At 54.3% G+C, this 17,688-nt stretch carries 11 protein-coding genes; 8 read left to right on the top strand and 3 right to left on the bottom strand.

Annotation, left to right across the window (positions count from 1 at the left end; genetic code table 11):
* Nucleotides 1-18 precede the first annotated feature (18 nt).
* Nucleotides 19-1,914, top strand: a complete 1,896-nt coding sequence (locus KTE_RS09835) for a S8 family serine peptidase (protein WP_201380602.1) — start codon at nt 19-21, stop codon at nt 1,912-1,914.
* A gap of 88 nt (nt 1,915-2,002) precedes the next feature.
* Here KTE_RS09835 and KTE_RS09830 read toward each other — a convergent pair whose 3' ends face one another.
* Entirely contained in the window at nt 2,003-2,296 is a 294-nt protein-coding gene (locus KTE_RS09830) for a GlsB/YeaQ/YmgE family stress response membrane protein (RefSeq protein WP_201370884.1), read from the bottom strand.
* Nucleotides 2,297-2,537: 241 nt separating this feature from the next.
* Nucleotides 2,538-2,846: a GlsB/YeaQ/YmgE family stress response membrane protein gene (locus KTE_RS09825; protein ID WP_201380600.1), complete on the bottom strand. Its 309-nt coding sequence runs from the start codon at nt 2,844-2,846 to the stop codon at nt 2,538-2,540.
* Between the two features lie 315 nt (nt 2,847-3,161).
* Between KTE_RS09825 and KTE_RS09820 the strand changes: the two genes are divergently transcribed.
* The 4 genes from KTE_RS09820 to KTE_RS09805 all read left to right on the top strand — a co-directional run bounded on the left by KTE_RS09820 (nt 3,162) and on the right by KTE_RS09805 (nt 9,716).
* Entirely contained in the window at nt 3,162-4,568 is a 1,407-nt protein-coding gene (locus tag KTE_RS09820; RefSeq protein ID WP_255552850.1) for an MFS transporter, read from the top strand.
* Nucleotides 4,569-4,851: 283 nt separating this feature from the next.
* Nucleotides 4,852-7,251 carry a transglutaminase domain-containing protein gene (locus KTE_RS09815; RefSeq protein ID WP_201380596.1) on the top strand — a complete coding sequence of 800 codons (2,400 nt, stop codon included), beginning with the start codon at nt 4,852-4,854 and terminating at the stop codon, nt 7,249-7,251.
* Between the two features lie 156 nt (nt 7,252-7,407).
* The gene (locus KTE_RS09810; protein WP_201380594.1) at nt 7,408-8,517 is read left to right on the top strand and encodes a hypothetical protein; all 1,110 of its coding nucleotides are present in this window, start codon (nt 7,408-7,410) and stop codon (nt 8,515-8,517) included.
* Nucleotides 8,518-8,630: 113 nt separating this feature from the next.
* Nucleotides 8,631-9,716, top strand: coding sequence for a hypothetical protein (locus KTE_RS09805; RefSeq protein WP_201380592.1), 1,086 nt, complete (start codon nt 8,631-8,633; stop codon nt 9,714-9,716).
* Between the two features lie 75 nt (nt 9,717-9,791).
* On the opposite strand, the gene KTE_RS09800 is transcribed toward KTE_RS09805, so the two are convergent.
* A complete protein-coding gene (locus tag KTE_RS09800) occupies nt 9,792-10,091 on the bottom strand; it encodes a hypothetical protein (RefSeq protein ID WP_201380590.1) in 300 nt (99 codons plus the stop codon).
* A gap of 414 nt (nt 10,092-10,505) precedes the next feature.
* Here KTE_RS09800 and secA point away from each other — a divergent pair, with 414 nt between their 5' ends.
* From secA to aceB, 3 genes are all read left to right on the top strand, one after another.
* The gene (secA, locus tag KTE_RS47450; RefSeq protein WP_236600343.1) at nt 10,506-13,982 is read left to right on the top strand and encodes a preprotein translocase subunit SecA; all 3,477 of its coding nucleotides are present in this window, start codon (nt 10,506-10,508) and stop codon (nt 13,980-13,982) included.
* Between the two features lie 495 nt (nt 13,983-14,477).
* Nucleotides 14,478-15,770 carry an isocitrate lyase gene (aceA, locus tag KTE_RS09780; RefSeq protein WP_201380588.1) on the top strand — a complete coding sequence of 431 codons (1,293 nt, stop codon included), beginning with the start codon at nt 14,478-14,480 and terminating at the stop codon, nt 15,768-15,770.
* Between the two features lie 267 nt (nt 15,771-16,037).
* Complete coding sequence (gene aceB, locus KTE_RS09775; RefSeq protein WP_236600342.1) at nt 16,038-17,645, top strand: malate synthase A; 1,608 nt, start codon at nt 16,038-16,040, stop codon at nt 17,643-17,645.
* Nucleotides 17,646-17,688 lie beyond the last annotated feature (43 nt).

Below are 17,688 nucleotides of genomic sequence, written 5' to 3'. Positions count from 1 at the left end.
CATCCCAGGAGGTAGTCTGTGTCGGCATCATCGATGAATATGCGCGAACCCTGGTGGAGTGCCGCCAAGATGCTTTGGGTAGAGAAGCATGTGACCCTGACCTTTCACGTTGAAGATGGGCGGCAGCTAGACGATAAGAGCGTATCTGGCTCTCTTGGCATCGAGGATCTCAACCTGTTTCTCCAGAGACGTGGTTTTCAACTCTCCCCTTATCTCTCAGATGTGACGTCAGTGGATGGGCAGGAGGCGTCCGAGGCCCAGCAAAATCAGGCCACGCCGATTGCTTTAAATGAGTGGTTGTCGCATTCTAGCTGTCATTGTCGCTTTAAGACACCAGATGGGAGTGGTGTGACCGTTGTCGGCTTTTTTACAGTGGATGACATCAAGGCTGAGTATCCGATGCAGGATATGCTGGCCGCCGGATATGACCTGTCATATGCTCGCCAGGTTGTAAATCTGATCAATCACAACCTGGAGACGCTTCGTCAGGATCTTGGCCTGCCCCTGGTAGCAGCTGCCCCAAACTGGGTGGGTGGTGCGGCACCGATAGACTGCCTTATTCATGGTGGTCCTGCCCTGCCTCCCTTGCCGCTTCCAGCAAGCGATGGACAGCATACTGGTGCCTGGGACACTACCCTGCCAGACCTGAAAGACTCTCCTATTGCCACGAAGAATGGGAAAGGGGTGACGGTCTTTGTCCTGGATACCATGCCTGAGTTGCCTACGAATCCCGATGCGACAACGAATGCTATTACTGAGGCGGCTCAGCGTGCTGGCGGAAATAACAAACTCTTACAGATGGTGGCTGAGCAGATGAACCGCGAGCAGTCTCCCTTCATTAAGTTCTCCTATCAGCCGCTTTGCTCCCTCCTACAAGAGAATGCCGAGAACCAGATGGTGGTGGGCCGGGACCTCAATGGGAAGCAGTATGCCTTTGGTATGCCTGATCATGGGCTCTTTGTGACAGGGATTGTGCGTGAGCTTGCGCCCGAGGCTGATATCGAGTATATACGTGTGCTGAACGACTTTGGCGCGGGTGATTGCTATACCCTGATTAACATGCTGGAGTGGATTCATGGGCGCATGTCCCGCATCGATCCCCGGACGGGCCAGCAGGGAGACCTCTTTAATAAGCCTGTGGTAATCAATCTGAGCCTGGTCATGACGCCCTCGGATGAAAACCTCTTTACCTATTGGCATGCCTCCTCAGGCAACGCATATGGCCAGAATACCCTGAGCATGGCCTATGACTTGGCGACCCTGCGCGCTCCATTGCAACGGGCTATTCAGCGTCTGAGCGAATGTGGCGCGGTGATCGTGGCTGCGGCTGGCAATGATTCAAACACGCCAGAGCTGGCGGGACGTATTGGTCCACGTTACCCGGCGGCCTTCCCTGAGGTCCTTGCCGTCGGGGCGGTAGATCGCGATGGCGAGGCGGCGCGCTATAGCAACTATCCCAAGCTGCCAGCGCAGCGAAACGGTATCGCGACCTATGGCGGCGGTATTCCCACGCGGAGAGATATACAGCGCGACGAGGTGGATGCATTGATTGGCCTCTATAGCTCACAGAGCTATCCCGCCTTCGAGGGTAAGAATCCACCCATGCCAGAGTATCCGGCTCCCAACGCCAATGGTTGGGCCTACTGGTCTGGTACCTCCTTCGCTACGCCGATTGTGAGCGCCGTCGCGGCCCGCGTGCTTGAGCATATCCAGCCCATGAACCTGCCGGCACGCCATGTCGCTGCCGAAGTCATGTGGGTGCTGACGACTCCCGAGGGGCAGCAGGAGACGCTGGGAAGCTCGCTCAGTGTGCAGTCTGAGTTGGGAGTAAGCCTCTTACGCGCGGAGCAGGTCCATCCTGGTCAAGTATCGCCCTCAGAACCTATTCCTGTCGAGGCTGTGACGCATGATTAAACGTGTTCTTGATGTCTGCATGCAAAAGAAGGAGCCAGGTTTTAACCTGGCTCCTTCTTTTGCATGCAGACATCAAGATGCTCCCTGGTCAACGGTCGCCAAAGAGGAGTTTAATAATGGTGAGGAGAATGACGGCGCCAATGACCGAGATCACAATGGTGCCGCAGAAGTGGAAGTTGCCGCTGATGTTTAGGTAATTAGCGATCATTCCTCCGATAAACGAACCAATGAGTCCAATCACTATATCTCCAAGGCAGCCAAAGCCGCGCCCTCGTACCAGGATGCTGGCGATGTAGCCTGAGATGAGGCCAACGAGAAGCCAGGCGATAATATCACCGGGCTGGAGAATGGCATAGACATTGCCGGGATGAATCGTAATCATAAAAGATGAACGCTCCTCTCAGCGTGGAACAGTCAGGTTGCTAATGGTAATACTCTGCCATGATATACGTTGCTGAGAGCATGAAAGTTATATGCTGGTGTGAGGAATGGGTGAGGAGAAGAAAAAGAGAAGTAGATGCCGCCTAATCTGGCGGCATCCACTTCTCTTGAAAAGGCAGTGTCCTGGTTACAAATTTCTACTTATCTTCCCAGGACATGAGAGGCCTGTGATGTGCTACTTGCTAGAGCGTAGAACGTGTGCGCCCACGCCCAACGGCGTGCAGGATGGCAATGAGAATGCAGGCGCCAATAAAGGCAACAATCAGACTGCCAATCAGGCCAAAGTTTCCGCCTGGGATCAGCAGATTGGCAATGAAGCCACCAATGAGAGCGCCAACGAGACCAACGATCAGGTCTCCAAGGATGCCATAGCCACTACCACGCATGACGAGGCTGGCGAGGAAGCCTGCGATCAGACCCACGACAATCCAGCCAATAATACCGCCGGGATTGAGAGTAGCTCCAAGGATAAACGTCGCAAATGTAAGCATGCGATTCTCCTCCTTCACTCTTACTCCTTATACGAAAACCAACGCCGCTCTCGCGGCTAGCGCTAGCGCGCTCAGGTTTTCGAGAGGCACTTATCAACGGAAAATGGATACCTGGATAAACAACTTGCTTTTTAAACGCAATATCAAGAATACCTGTTTCAAGCAATGGCGCGATACTGCTCTTGCGTTATCCACAAATTCTAGTATCGTTGCTTGTGTTTCTATAATAATAGAAATGTTTGCATAAATCAAGTCAGCAATACAAAGTCTAATGATTCTCAGGTTTTATCTAAAAATCCTTTATTTGCTTAATAAATGCTTAAAGAGTTTTCCTGGCCATTTGACCATTGCCCTCTTCCGCTAGCCTATGTTAAGGTATGGGCATGTATCTACTTATTCAGGAGTAATGTTCACATGCCTTCGGTGTCGAATTCCTCAGAACCTCGTGTACAAGGAGACAAAGTAACACAAAGACGTGTTGCGGTTTCTTCCTTCTGGCGCTTGCCACGCAATGTCTATTTATTGCTGCTATTTACCACGGGAAAAGGCTTTCAACTCAGTATCGCGGCTCTCACACTCAACTATTATGTGCATAGCCTGGGCTATCAGCCAGACTTTATCGGCGTTTTTAGCGCCATGCCCGCCGTTGGGGCCTGTATTGCGGCGGTGCCTACGGGTATGCTCGTCAATCGTATAGGGCGTAAGCCGGTTCTGCTGCTGACGGCCTTCCTGACGCCGTTGATGCTAGCGCTCTGTGCTCTGGTGACGTCGGCGCCGCTGTTACTGGTCGCCAACCTGATTCAGGGACTGGTCTCGACTGCCTATTGGGTGACGAACCTGCCGTTGCTATCGGAGAGCACCACCCAGGAGCAGCGGGTAGGTGTGCTGGCACTCAATAGCTTTCTCTTGCTGGGAATTGGGGCGCTGGGTAATCTCCTGGGTGGAGCGATTCCTGAGTTTGTGGCGGGCCTGCTGCATGTCTCGGCTGGTTCGACTATTCCACTGCGCTGGGGCGTTTTTAGCGCTGCCCTGTTTACCTTTGTCTTCGGTCTGCCGCTCTGGCTGCTGCAAGAGCCAAGGGGTCTCGACAAGGCAACATCACGCGAGGCTGCCAGTGAGCAGGCCAATGAGGTGAGAGACGTTCGAGCTGAACAATCCTCTACCTGGCTCTTCGTGAAATTGCTTCTGCCCGACCTGGTCTTTACTATGGGCGAGGGGGCGGTTGTTGCCCTGATCCAGCTCTATTTTGTGCTGCGCTTCCAGCTCTTACCTGGTACCCTGGGCATCATCTTTACGATCTCGGGCCTGGCTGGTGGAATCTTCTCGTTAACGGCGCCGCTCTTTGTCAAACGCTGGAGTAAGTTGCGCCTGGTGACCTCGGTGCAGTATATCAGCGCTCCTTTGATGGTCTTGATTGGCTTTGCGCCTACGCTGCCGTTGGCGATTACGGGCGAGTATGCACGCTCATTTCTGCGCACCTTGATTGAGCCTGTCTATGCCGCCTTCGCCATGGAGCAGGTCTCAGACCGCCAGCGCGCAATTCTCGCCGGCTGCTACGCCGTGACCTGGAGTATTGGCTTTAGCATTGGCCCAACGATTGCAGGCTGGCTGCAATCTAGTGTGAACCTTGCAGCCTCTTTTGTCTTTGGTGGTTTCTGTCTCCTTCTGGCCCCCAGCCTTCTGCTCCTCTTCTTTGGAAAGAAGAACACGTCCATGCAGTAAAATATCTCATGAAATAGCAAAAATAGGTGCAATGCGTGACTTTTAGCGGCTAATTTGCGACATTTATATATAGAGGGATATGATTGCAAGGCAGGCCCAGATGAATGTGGCAAAAACACTTCTTGTGTTATATAATTCTATATTGCTTAAAATGTTTTGTATCAGCGCGTACCATATGTTGCTACTGTAAAGTGATAAGGGAGCATTGATGAGGCCAAGCGTAGTCGATCCAAAGCGTTCATCTCCAATGCCAGTGAAGCCGTTTGATGGAGCAGCTCGGCATGTGCCGCAGTCAATAACTTCTCTCCCCACCTATTCAGCCACTCCAGGTTTTTCCCGTTCTCGCGGAACACCCAAAACGCCTCCGCCAGCGGCGAATGGACAGAAGGCTCGTCCCTCGCTGGTGCTTGCGCCCCTGGAGGGTTGGTTACCCCTCATCTGTTTAGGCGTAGCATTATATTGTGTGATTGCGTCGATGCAGGCCGCAAAGTGGGTGGGACATGATACATTGTTTCCCTGGGGAGGCTTGCTGGGCATGGTGCTCGGCTTGATCATTGCGAAGTTACCAAAGGGTCCGCAAAGTCTCTTTCACCTGGGGACCTGCCTGCTGGGTTTCTGGTTCGCTTTATGGTTGACGAGTTTTGCCGCCTATCATGTGTCTATCACGCTTGTGCTGAATGGCTTGCGTTCCGTCTTTACTGGTTCGCTGCTGGACCTTCCGCCTGGATTGGCGGAGGCACTCTTCTTCTTTTACCTGACCTTCCTGACCTTTTTTCTGGGCTACTTTGGCTGCTGGCTTGTCTATCGCGCGCGTTTACCCTGGCTTGTGGCCTTGATCTATAGCGCGATTCTGCTGGTAAACCTCAACTATGTAAAACAAGATGCGCCCTACCTGGTCTGTATACTGGGCGGCGCTCTGATGCTGCTGGTGGCGCGTGTGCACCTGGCGGCCCAGGTCGCGCAATGGAGGCGTGATGGCCTGTATACTGATCGCTCCTGGTTGCGCAGTATGACCTGGCGCTGTATGCAGGTAACCTGTGGTTTTACGCTCTGTACGCTTCTACTTAGCAGCTTCTTGCCCTTTGCGCAGCAGGCGCAGAGTGGCGTGGTATTCTGGGACCACCTGGATAATGGGTGGAACAACCTGGTGAATGGCCGTTTCTCCTGGCGTGATCCTTCCAGCCTGTTTAATGGCACGCCGTCGAATTTCTTTGATAAGCGTTTGCATATTACCGGCCAGGTGAACCTGCCCAGGGGCGAGGTTCTTTCATATACCAGCTCTAATCAGAAACCTCAATATCTGCTTGGCTTTACATTCAATGACTTCGATGGCCATCTGAGCTGGAAGAGTTCATTAGATCAGAACGCTACGCAGTATTTTGAGCCGAATGCCATGCTGCAATCTGATGTACCTCAGGGTAGTGATGACCAGATCACTACCCGGGTGATACTGACGCAGCCACCGGGAGGACCTGCGTATATCTTTGCTCCAGAGCAGCCTGTGCGCTTTGATGTGTCAACGGCTATCTCTTATGACGTGACGGCGAATACCTGGATGCAACAGAATCCCTTGCAGAAGGGCGAGGCATACACTGTGATCTCTCAGCTTCCACCACACGATCCAGATCTTCTCGCCACAGTTCCTCTTCCCGAGCACGACCCGGCTTTCTGGAATGCGGATACCAATTATGACATTATCAAAGGCAGCTACACGCAAATCGATGAGAAGGATTACTCGCCTCGTGTGTTGGCTCAAGTCAAACAATGGGTGGGGAATACGTCTACGACCTATGAGGCACTCAAGGCGCTGGAGCAGCATCTTAGCGATCAGACTCAGTTTACCTATTCTGTAAGTAATCCAGATATCGTCAGTAGCGCGAATGTGGTTGATTGGTTGCTACAGAATAAACGGGGCTATTGTACTTACTATGCCAGCGCCATGATTGTGATGGCGCGCATGTTGCACATTCCAACGCGTATGGCCAATGGGTTTAGTAGCGGCCATTTTGATGAGCAGCGCAAGGCCTGGATTGTCGATGGACAGGATGCTCATAGTTGGGTGCAGGCCTATTTTCCCAATCTGGGCTGGGTCAATTTCGAGCCCACGCCGGGCTATTCTACAACCTCACCCGCCAAACCAACACCTACAGTGACGCCAACGCAACCGGCGCAAAAGCCCACTCCAACGAGCACTGCTACTGCGAAGAATACTCCGTTGACGCATCATCAGCCAACGCCACCACCAGATACGGCGACAGGCGGTACGGGTGTACAATGGGCAGGTGGGATAAGCGATGCCGTATTGCTGAATATAGCCCTGCTGGCGTTGCTGATCGCGGTGGTTATGTTTGGCCTGGCGCTGTTCACTTCCTGGTGGCGAGGTCTCTATGCGAATAGTACTTTTATCGCGAGCACCTACTGGCGCTTTTGCTGGCTGGCGAGTAAGTTTGGCTTTGCACCACGCCCGTGGCAGACGCCGTATGAATATAGCGGAATGCTGAGCCAGCAGGCGCCTGGACAGGTTGCTCCCTTGTGGCGCCTGACCGAGCTTTTCGTGCGGGATCGTTGGGGGCCACGCTCCAGCGTTCCGTCTCCTGATGCCTCGGCAGAGACTCGGCGCATGCAGCCCGCGTTGCGGGGCATGGCCTGGCACTTGCTGTTGAACAAGCGGCGAAGAAAGTAGGGGCTTGCCCATTTCAAAGCTCTGAGAGACCTATTTTTAGATAAGTGTCTTTAGATGCTTTAATGGTTGTTACACGCACATTCTCCTCTCGTTCTGTATAATGAATATCTAGGGGGATACACGTAGTATCCTCCTGAGGTGGAGAGGAGGAGTGCGATGCCACTGGAGCCAATGGTGGAGAGTGCATTTGGGTTGGGTCATCATGTCAGGCTCTACCCTGAGTACCTGGATGTGAATGGTAAGGCCTACAAGCTGACGCGCTTGAAAAGCGTGCGCCCTCAGTATCATCATTTATTTGGCGTGCCCTCAGCACGCGTGGAGCTGTGTTTTCAAGAGAAGAAAATTGTGTTACGCGGCATGCCAGATGTCGAAGTAGCTGAGCGCCTGGTCGCGTACTTGCATCACTGGCTGCGTTTGCATACCGGGAATGATGTCTGCGTAGTGGACGCGCGAACTGAGCGGCGCCGTTCGCAGCCGAGGCATCCTCGTCCATCCTCGCTCAGGTCTTCCCCTCAACCGGCCCTGGAACCTACGCCTCTTGATGCCGAGGTAAATCTGGACAACGACATTTCCCCCATCCGTCGTTGCTCAGTGGCCGAACCAGGCGAGATACCACGCTGGGCACGGCGTTACCAGGAGCAGCGCGAGCGTCGCCAGCGCCGTTTCTTGCTTGAGCGTATGCGCCATACCTATGGGTTTGATATAAGCCGGGTCCTGACGCAGCTTGAGTCTGAGCACCTGCCTATCGTTGAAATTCCTATGCCTCTCTTGCCTGGTGAAGAGGCGCATTATATAACTGATGCCATGCTTTGTGGGCAGGAGCGCCCCTCGATGAGCGGTAAGCGCTATATGCCGAGAGACCATGGCAAGTTGGTGCTGACCAGTGAGCGCCTGATCTATTTTGGGCGTAAAAACCAGATTGTTCTGGCCTATGCGCAGGTGTTGCATATTTCGCGTGTGTATGAAGCAATTGCTTTTACGGCGGAGCATTGGCCCAGGTCGGAGATCTTCGCGGTTCGCCATCCGGTAGAGTGCGCCCTGTTTCTTGAACGTATCTTGGCGCATTGGCAACACAGGCAAGAAGAGCAACAGCAGGATCGCTTGCTGAATCTGACGCCCTCGTTGACTTCGCGCTTGAACCTGGGACAACTTCCCGATGCGGGGATAGTGGAGAATTTACGCCAGAAGCAGATGGTGAGTCGTTTGAAAGCCCAATTTCAGCCCAGTAATAACAGTAATACTAAAGGGCGCAATTGTGTGGACTGAAGGCTTATGCGGAAAACCCCATGCCACCACCGTGGCGAGTGTGTTCAGGCTTCCGCATAGGCTGTAAATTGAGTACCAGGGGTTGACGAGATGGGAGAGGAGTTTGCACACCCATGATTGATACAATGTTGGCGTTGTGGAATCAGAAAAACAGGCGCAGGGGCGCTAAATTTTTTGTGACGTTTATGTTCATGTGTATCTGTGCCTCTATGCTGTGTGTCATTGTTGGCATGAACTTTTGGCCTACGTCGGGACGTCAGGGACCAGGGCACCCCGCGAATGCGGACCAGCGGGAGGCAAAGGTTACGCGGACCACGTCTACAGGCGCGAAGCAACACCAGCCGGGTTCTGGAACCGTGACCCCGGTAACTCCGGACGATGTCGCGAAAGTACCCGGCACACAGCCATGTAATAGCGCTGCGACAAACGCATCTTCCCAGGGAAGTTCAAGCGATGGCACCCAGGCCAACACGAACTCATCGAGCTCCGGTCAGCCCTCGCCCCCTGCTCAGAGCAATGGAGGTGGGACGCAGCAACAGTACCCTCCGGCCCAGGGAGGCGCTCAACAGTATTATCCACCCAGCCAGGCCTTGCCAGTCGCCAAAGCAAGCAATCCTCCCGCTCTCCCTATAGTGCGTAAAACGGCGAAGCCGCATCCTACTGCGTCCGCTACACCTACTGTAACGGTCACGCCAACAGGAGAGCCAGGCGAAGATGATACACCAACGGTCGATCCTGCCGATGAAGATCAGGCCACACCTACCATTAGCGCGGGCAATGATGGCGCGAGGCCAGGCATTGCGAACGTGGATGGAACGCCCAGCGTGACGGATGGCAATGGAACACCTGGTGCTGGCGACAACAATGGAGGTCCCGAGGGGACGCCTACGCCTTTACCGTCGATTACAGCAGCTGGGGATAACTACGACCCTTCTATCTTTGATCCCCCGTTCTTCTGGCCCCATGATGGGGCTGAGATTCGCATCGAGATGCCACGGATGTATTGGAACTACAGAGGGGAGAAGATTCGCTACTGGCCGCTGACGTGTCTGCATCACACGGCTCCCGTCCAGCAGACAGATAGTACCTCAGTTCTCTGGTTGCGTAACATCGCCTTTATTCTGGGCTGTTCATTTATCGCGACCGTGCTGCTGCTTGGTTCTGCCTATCTTATTAAGCATCGCAAGCGGAACGCATAAACGAGCATAAAAAGTCAGAGAGAGCCTGGTCGCGCAGATCTACGCGACCAATCTCCCTCTGACTTTTTAGCATGATTAAAGTGTATTATAGCGAATATGCGCGAAGAATTGAGCAATGAATAAGAGCAGGAAGGCGCTCCCGAAGGCGGGGAGAAAGGTGTAAAAAAGCGTCCCAGGTTGAATGCCCAGGGTAGCGATTACTACTCCCCCCAGGATGCCGCCGAGGACACCGATAAACATGTTGCCTGCGCAGCCAATAGTATTACTGTGGAGCATCATCTCTGTCGTCGTGCCCGCCAGTCCTCCCAAAATAATCCAGAACGTCCAGGTCCAGAAGTTGTTAAAAACAGTGCTTTCGACAACCGCCGCGAACATACACCCCCTCCTTTGGGTCATGGTATCTGCCGATCTTATTTGTAGTATAGACCAGGCCAAAGCAGGCAAGTGTTGATGTAGCCGTTGCCCTCCTCCTGTTCTAACTAAACATCGTTTCGTACGTATACAGGTACAGAATATTTTGTGCTTGCACTCTCGTGCCTGCGGCGCTCGTCCTGGTTGGGAGTGTGGGGCGCCCTGGCAGCCACAGGCTGCCAGGGCGCCCCACACTCCCAACCAGAAAGGCTAACCTGCTGTTGATCGTCTCTTCTATTTAGTTCCTGGGTTATACTCAAGATGTACCTTGAAGCTGTATGCTCATAAAACTATACATGATATAATGTGCCTGTATTTTTAAGGTTTTTGACAATTGCGCTATTGCACCACAGCCGAGCAGTAGGAGAACGCTGAATCATGCAATTACTAGGAAAAATCCTGGGCGACCCGAATAAAAAGGAATTAAAGGTCATACAACCCGTCATCGATAAAATTAACGCGCTGGAAACAGAGATGAAGGAGTTGAGTGACGAAGAGCTGGCCGCTAAAACGGTTGAGTTTCGCTCACAGCTCGCCCTCTACCTCAAAGGCGGCAAGGTGCTTGAAGACGAACTGGTCCTTCTGCTACGTGAGGCGCTGGACAAAGCCGAACCCTGGGCCGACGATCTTACGGATGAGCAGTTGCATCAGGCAATTTCTGCGTATAGACAGAAGCTTGAGCGCAAGCGTAATGGCGAGTATTTGCTACGCACACGCCTGCAAGACACCCTCTCCGACTGTTTTGAGCAGGGATACGAGAAGCTCTCTCCCGCGCTCAACGAGCTACGCGTGGTTAAAGCCATGAAGCTTGCCGGTGAATGGCGGGAACGGCCTGATGAGGCAAAGGATCCCCAGCAGACCATTCTGCAACTGCTGCAAGAGGCAGAGCCACTGTTGAAAGAGGTCGATGAAGACGATCTCAAACACGCCTTTACGGAGTTCTGGCCCCATTTTGAGGAGACCAGGCGCAAGGCGAGCGATGGCGAAGAGGGCTCTAATGCGCAGCTGGAGCTGCTGCTGACCAATATCCTGAAAGAGATACAGCCTGAACTGGTGGCCTTACGCGCCAATCAGATGGATGAACTGGCGCCAGAGATGGTGAAGCGCTATCGCAATGGCAAGACGCTGGATGATCTCCTGCCAGAGGCCTTCGCGGCGGTACGCGAAGCAGGCTGGCGCACCATCAAAATGCGTCACTACGACGTCCAGTTGATTGGTGGCATCGTCCTGCACCAGGGCAAAATCGCCGAGATGGGCACAGGTGAAGGTAAGACGCTGGTCGCGACCAGCCCCATATACCTTAATGCCCTGACCGGTAAAGGCGTGCATCTCGTGACCGTCAATGATTACCTGGCGCGCCGTGACTCTGAGTGGATGGGGCGCATCTATAAATTCCTTGGTCTTACAGTTGGGGTTGTCGTCAACGCCATTGATCCCTATACCCCTGAGCGTAACGCGGCTTACCAGGCCGATATCACGTATGGCACAAATAACGAATTCGGTTTCGATTATCTGCGGGACAATATGGTCACTTCATTGGACCAGGTCATGCAACGCGAGCTGTATTTTGCCATCGTCGACGAGGTGGATAATATTCTGATCGACGAGGCCCGTACCCCGTTGATTATCTCCGGCCAGGGCCAGGAGTCGACCGATATGTACGCGCAGTTCGCGCGCTGGGTTCCACGCCTGAAGGCCGAGACCGACTATACCATCGATGAGAAGACGCGCAGCGTGCTCATGACCGAAGAGGGCATTGAGAAGATTGAGAAGCTGGCTGGTGTCACGAACATCTACGATGAAGAGAACCTGGACCTGACACGCTATATGGAGAATGCCCTCAAGGCCGAGATCATCTTCAAGCGCGATAAAGACTATATCGTGAAGGATGGCGAGGTCGTTATCGTTGATGAGTTTACCGGGCGCCAGATGGCGGGCCGCCGCTATAGCGAGGGTCTACACCAGGCGATTGAGGCCAAAGAGGGCGTCAAGGTCCAGCGCGAAAACCATACCCTGGCTACGATTACCTTCCAGAACTACTTCCGCCTCTATGAGAAACTGGCGGGTATGACTGGTACCGCCATGACCGAGGCCGAGGAGTTCCATAAAATCTACAAGTTGGATGTGGTCAACATCCCGCCCAACAAGCCCAGGGTTCGCGAGGATATGCCCGACTATATCTATCGCACGCAAGAGGCCAAGTTCAACGCGGTAGTGGAAGAGATCAAGGAGTGCTATGAGCGTGAGCAGCCGGTGCTGGTGGGTACAACCTCGGTCGAGATCTCGGAGCTGCTCTCTGAACTGTTGAAGAGGCAGGGCGTACCTCACGAGGTCCTGAACGCGAAGCACCACGAACGCGAGGCGCATATTGTGGCCCAGGCTGGCCGCAGTGGCGCGGTAACTATCGCTACCAACATGGCTGGTCGTGGTACTGACATTCTCCTGGGCGGGAACGCAGAAGGCTTCTATGACTCCATCCTGCGTAAGCATGTGGAGCATGTCGATTATATTCGTGACATGCCTGAGCGCAACGAGGATGAGCGGGCCGAGAAGGAAGAGGCCATTCAGGAATATCTCGCAAATATGACGGAGGCGGAGAAGCAAGAGCTGCTGCGCCAAAAAGAGCTTGAGTGCGAGAAAGATCGTGCGAGAGTACGTGAGCTAGGTGGTCTGCATATTATTGGTACCGAGCGCCATGAGTCGCGGCGTATTGATAACCAGTTGCGTGGTCGCGCGGGCCGCCAGGGCGATCCTGGCTCCACGCGCTTCTTCCTGGCCCTGGACGATGAGCTGATGCGCCGCTTCGCCGCTGACCGTGTGTCTGGCCTTATGGAGCGTGCGGGCATGGGCGACCTACCGCTGGAGAGTAAGCTCTTCACGCGCATGATTGAAAGCGCTCAGAGCCGCGTAGAGGGCTACAACTTTGATGTGCGTAAGAACGTCGTTGAATATGACGACGTGATCGCGCAGCAGCGTGCCGTTATCTATAGCGACCGCCGCGCCATTCTTGAGCATGGCGACATGCATGAGCGCATCGTGAAGATGATGGAGGGCGAGGTCGCCCGCATCGTCAACGCCTGTATCCCGGGCAATGTTATCTCCGAAGAGGAGGAACTGGAGACCCTCTTCAAGACGCTGGAGGTCTGGGTCAATATCCCAGAGGACATTCTGCCAGAGAATATCAATTCTGTCCGTCGCGAACAGCTCAAGAGCGACCTGACTGAGCTGGTGTTGGAGCACTATGAGAAGCGTGGCGAGGAGTTGAGGCAGCAGGCACGCGAGTTAGGGGTGTCCCAGTTTGATCCATTGCGCGAGTTTGAGCGCACCTACCTCTTGCAGGTCGTGGATCGCATGTGGATGGATCATATCGACGCCCTGGACGTGATGCGTGCCGGTATCGGACTGCGCAGCCTGGGCCAGCGCGATCCCCTGGTCGAGTTTAAGAACGAGTCCTACCGCATGTTTGATGAACTGAAGGTGGCGATCCAGCACCATACCGTGGATGCGCTGCTCAAGCTTATTCGCAATGATGTGCGTCTGGCCATCGACCGTCCCGCACCCGTGCGCAAGATTCCCGCGAATGTGCGGACGAATGCCGATGCTATCGCGGAGGCCAGTGGTCAGAGCAAGAGCGAGAACGGCGAGGAGACGCGTGCGCGCGCTAATGGTCAGCGCAAGAGTGGGCAGACCAGGGCAAAGTCCGCATCAGGGCGTTCGACGAAGAACCAGAGCAATGGCAACCGCAACTACAATGCCAACGTCAACGGCAGCGCCTCGGCCTTTGCCAAGGTTGGGCGTAACGATCCCTGCCCCTGTGGCAGCGGTAAGAAGTTCAAAAAGTGTCATGGCGCATAAAGGTTAAAAAGCAAACCTCGGGCAGGAAAGAGTGCCTCTTTCCTGCCCGAGGTTTGCTTTTGGGGAAGCTTACTATTTATCCGAAAACCCTGAGCGCGAAGCGCTAGACACGCCAGTGGCGTTGGGTTTTGGAATAAGATCTTACTGGCGCATAAGGGAAGACTTATTGAAAAGGTGTGTGATTGACACTATTAGACAGGGGAAGACGTCTGAAAGTCGTTCTATATGCAGGAAGCGAGCGCTTTCTATGCCTTGAAGCAAGGATATAAGCCTGCTGATATATATATATGGCCAGGGAGCGTGACCTGATATATAACCTTTTGGTTATGCTTTACCTCAGAATCTGCGAAGTAAAAGCCTGGACTATTGTTGCGCCTGCATGGTACTCTTGGTTTAGAAGATAGGGAGACAACGTCGTCTCCTGGCAGAACAGGGAGGTGACAATGACGCCACCTCCTGATTCTTATGCCACTTAGAGAAGGAGAAGAACAGATCATGATGAGCAGTCAGCATGCAGAAAATGGGAATGCGCGCGATTTGCAGATGGCCTGGCAGGGTGAGACTCGCTGGCGGGGCGTCGAGCGACCCTATCTGGCGAAAGATGTCTTGCGTTTACGTGGCTCGGTACATATTGAATATACACTGGCTCGCATGGGTGCCAAACGCCTCTGGACGCTGCTGCGCAGCGAGCCCTTTGTGCCTGCGCTCGGTGCGTTGACCGGTAATCAGGCTGTCCAACAGGTGCGCGCTGGATTGAAGGCTATCTATCTAAGTGGCTGGCAGGTTGCCGCGGATGCAAACCTGGCGGGGCATATGTATCCCGATCAGAGTCTCTATCCGGCCAATAGTGTGCCGCAGGTCGTGAAGCGCATCAATCAGGCCCTACAGCGCGCCGACCAGATTCAGCACTCTGAGGGGAAAGGGGATATCTACTGGTTCGCCCCCATTGTCGCCGATGCCGAGGCTGGTTTTGGTGGTCCCTTAAACGTCTTTGAGTTGATGAAGGCCATGATCGAGGCTGGCGCGGCTGGCGTCCACTTCGAAGACCAGCTTGCTTCAGAGAAGAAATGCGGGCATTTAGGCGGTAAGGTCCTCATACCAACCGCTTCTGCGGTGAAGAACCTGGTAGCGGCGCGTTTTGCCGCAGATGTCATGGGCGTGCCAACCGTGCTGATTGCGCGTACCGACGCTAACGGAGCGCAGTTGATTACCTCAGATATTGATGAGGCTGATCGGCCTTTCTTGACGGGTGAGCGCACGCCCGAGGGCTTCTTCCGGGTCCGCAGTGGCATTGAAGCAGCGATTGCGCGTGGTCTCTCCTATGCTCCCTATTGTGATCTCATCTGGTGTGAGACCTCATCCCCAGATATGGGAGAGGCCGAGCGCTTTGCCGCTGAGATTCATGCGCGCTTCCCTGGGAAACTCCTGGCCTATAACTGCTCGCCCTCGTTTAACTGGCGTAAAAATCTGAGCGAAACCCAGATAGCGGAGTTCCAGAAGCATTTAGGCTCACTTGGCTATGCCTTCCAGTTCATCACCCTGGCGGGTTTCCACGCGCTTAACTACAGTATGTTTGACCTGGCACGTGGCTATCGCGAAGAGGGTATGACCGCCTACTCCCGCTTGCAGCAGGCAGAATTCGCTCTAGAAAAAGTAGGGTATACTGCTACTAAGCACCAACATGAGGTTGGCACGGGCTACTTCGATGAAGTTACCCAGGTCATCGCGGGCGGTGCGTCCTCTACTACGGCGCTTACAGGCTCCACGGAAGAGGCTCAGTTTCACTAAACAAAGTGCTATGATCTTATTCCGAAACTCAACGCCACTGGCGTGTCTAGCGCTTCGCGCTCAGGGTTTTCGGAGAAGTAGTATGTGGTATGGTGCAGGGGGCCCGCTACTGGCGTACGCGGCTACTGAGGTGGTGTGGCTACGCACCTTTTACCTGGTAAGTGGTGTGTTGGGCCATGGCGGCCACAGGCCGCCATGGCCCAACACACCACTTACACCTGCAAGCGCCGCAGGCGCGAGAAAGAACAAGAAAGGCAGTGCCTGATCATGGCTCATTCTCTTCATACATCATATGCTGAAGGTATTCAGGTGCTGGCTCCCGTGACCGCTGAATTCGCGGAAATCGTGACGCCAGAGGCCCTGAAATTCGTTGCCCTCCTCTCACGAGCCTTTGAGGCGCGACGGCAAGAATTATTACAGCGTCGCGTGACACGCCAGGCCGAGATCGATGCGGGCAAGTTGCCAGATTTCCTGTCCGAGACGGAGACGGTACGCAAGGGCGATTGGACGATTGCTCCCCTGCCGCATGACCTTCAGGATCGCCGGGTCGAGATTACGGGTCCCGTTGAGCGTAAGATGGTAATCAACGCCTTAAACTCGGGCGCGCGCATGTTTATGGCAGACTTTGAGGATGCGCACTCGCCCACCTGGGAGGCTACGATTCAGGGCCAGATCAACCTGCGCGACGCGATCCGGCGCACTATTACCTTTACCAGTCCCGAAGGCAAGGTCTATAAACTGAACGAGCAAACGGCAGTTCTGCTGGTCAGGCCGCGCGGCTGGCACCTGGATGAGAAGCATGTGCAGGTTGATGGAAAGCCTGTCTCGGGCGGCATCTTTGATTTTGCCTTGTACCTCTATCATAATGCGCGGGAGCTCCTGCGGCGTGGCTCTGGTCCCTACTTCTACCTGCCGAAGATGGAGAGTCACCTGGAGGCGCGGCTCTGGAACGATATCTTTGTCCTGGCCCAGCGCGAACTGGGAATTCCTCAGGGGTCAATTAAAGCCACGGTCCTGATCGAGACCATCCTGGCGACCTTTGAGATGGACGAGATCCTCTACGAACTACGCGAGCACTCAGCTGGCCTGAATTGTGGACGCTGGGACTATATCTTTAGCGCGATCAAGAAGTTTCGCAACCATCCAGCCTTTATCTTTCCCGACCGGGCTAAGGTCACGATGACGACGCATTTTATGCGTTCATACGCCTTATTGACCATCGCGACCTGCCATCGTCGCAGCGCACCCGCAATTGGCGGGATGGCCGCCCAGATTCCCATTAAGGGCGATCCACAGGCCAATGAGGAGGCCATGGAGCGAGTGCGTAGCGATAAGCGCCGCGAGGCGGCCGATGGACATGATGGAACCTGGGTGGCCCATCCTGGCCTGGTGCCAATCGCCCTGGCAGAGTTCGACGCCGTTATGAAGAGCCCCAATCAGATCGTGCGTAAGCGCGAGGACGTGCAGGTTGGCGCCGCCGACCTGCTCAAGGTGCCTGAAGGCACAATTACCGAGGCGGGGCTACGCAATAATATCAGCGTAAGTCTGCAGTACCTGGAGTCGTGGCTGCGTGGCCTGGGGTGTGTCCCCATCAATAATCTGATGGAGGACGCAGCTACCGTTGAGATCTCCAGGGCGCAGATCTGGCAATGGATTCGCCATCCCAAAGGTGTATTGGAGGATGGACGCAAGGTGACGCTGGAACTATACCACCAACTCCGCGAGGAAGAGCTCCAGAAGCTGAAGGACGCCCTGGGCGAAGAGCGCTACGCGACGCGTAAGTTCGCCCCCGCCGCTGAAATTCTCAATCAACTCGTCTCAGATGACCAGTTTGTCGAGTTTCTGACCCTTCCCGCATACCAGTACCTCGGCTAAGCGAGCCGCGATACTGTCCAATATTGTCCAATATTGTCCAATA

Source organism: Ktedonobacter sp. SOSP1-85 (assembly GCF_016587415.1).
GTDB lineage: Bacteria > Chloroflexota > Ktedonobacteria > Ktedonobacterales > Ktedonobacteraceae > Ktedonobacter.
This window is presented reverse-complemented; position numbering and strand designations above follow the sequence as displayed.

What these genes read in the sequence shown, in the direction of transcription:
- KTE_RS09830 (WP_201370884.1), bottom strand. Translation starts at nt 2,296, where the DNA reads ATGATTACGATTCATCCCGGCAATGTCTATGCCATTCTCCAGCCCGGT.
- KTE_RS09825 (WP_201380600.1), bottom strand. Translation starts at nt 2,846, where the DNA reads ATGCTTACATTTGCGACGTTTATCCTTGGAGCTACTCTCAATCCCGGC.
- KTE_RS09820 (WP_255552850.1), top strand. Translation starts at nt 3,162, where the DNA reads ATGCTTAAAGAGTTTTCCTGGCCATTTGACCATTGCCCTCTTCCGCTA.
- KTE_RS09810 (WP_201380594.1), top strand. Translation starts at nt 7,408, where the DNA reads ATGCCACTGGAGCCAATGGTGGAGAGTGCATTTGGGTTGGGTCATCAT.
- KTE_RS09805 (WP_201380592.1), top strand. Translation starts at nt 8,631, where the DNA reads ATGATTGATACAATGTTGGCGTTGTGGAATCAGAAAAACAGGCGCAGG.
- KTE_RS09800 (WP_201380590.1), bottom strand. Translation starts at nt 10,091, where the DNA reads ATGTTCGCGGCGGTTGTCGAAAGCACTGTTTTTAACAACTTCTGGACC.
- secA (WP_236600343.1), top strand. Translation starts at nt 10,506, where the DNA reads ATGCAATTACTAGGAAAAATCCTGGGCGACCCGAATAAAAAGGAATTA.
- aceA (WP_201380588.1), top strand. Translation starts at nt 14,478, where the DNA reads ATGATGAGCAGTCAGCATGCAGAAAATGGGAATGCGCGCGATTTGCAG.
- aceB (WP_236600342.1), top strand. Translation starts at nt 16,038, where the DNA reads ATGGCTCATTCTCTTCATACATCATATGCTGAAGGTATTCAGGTGCTG.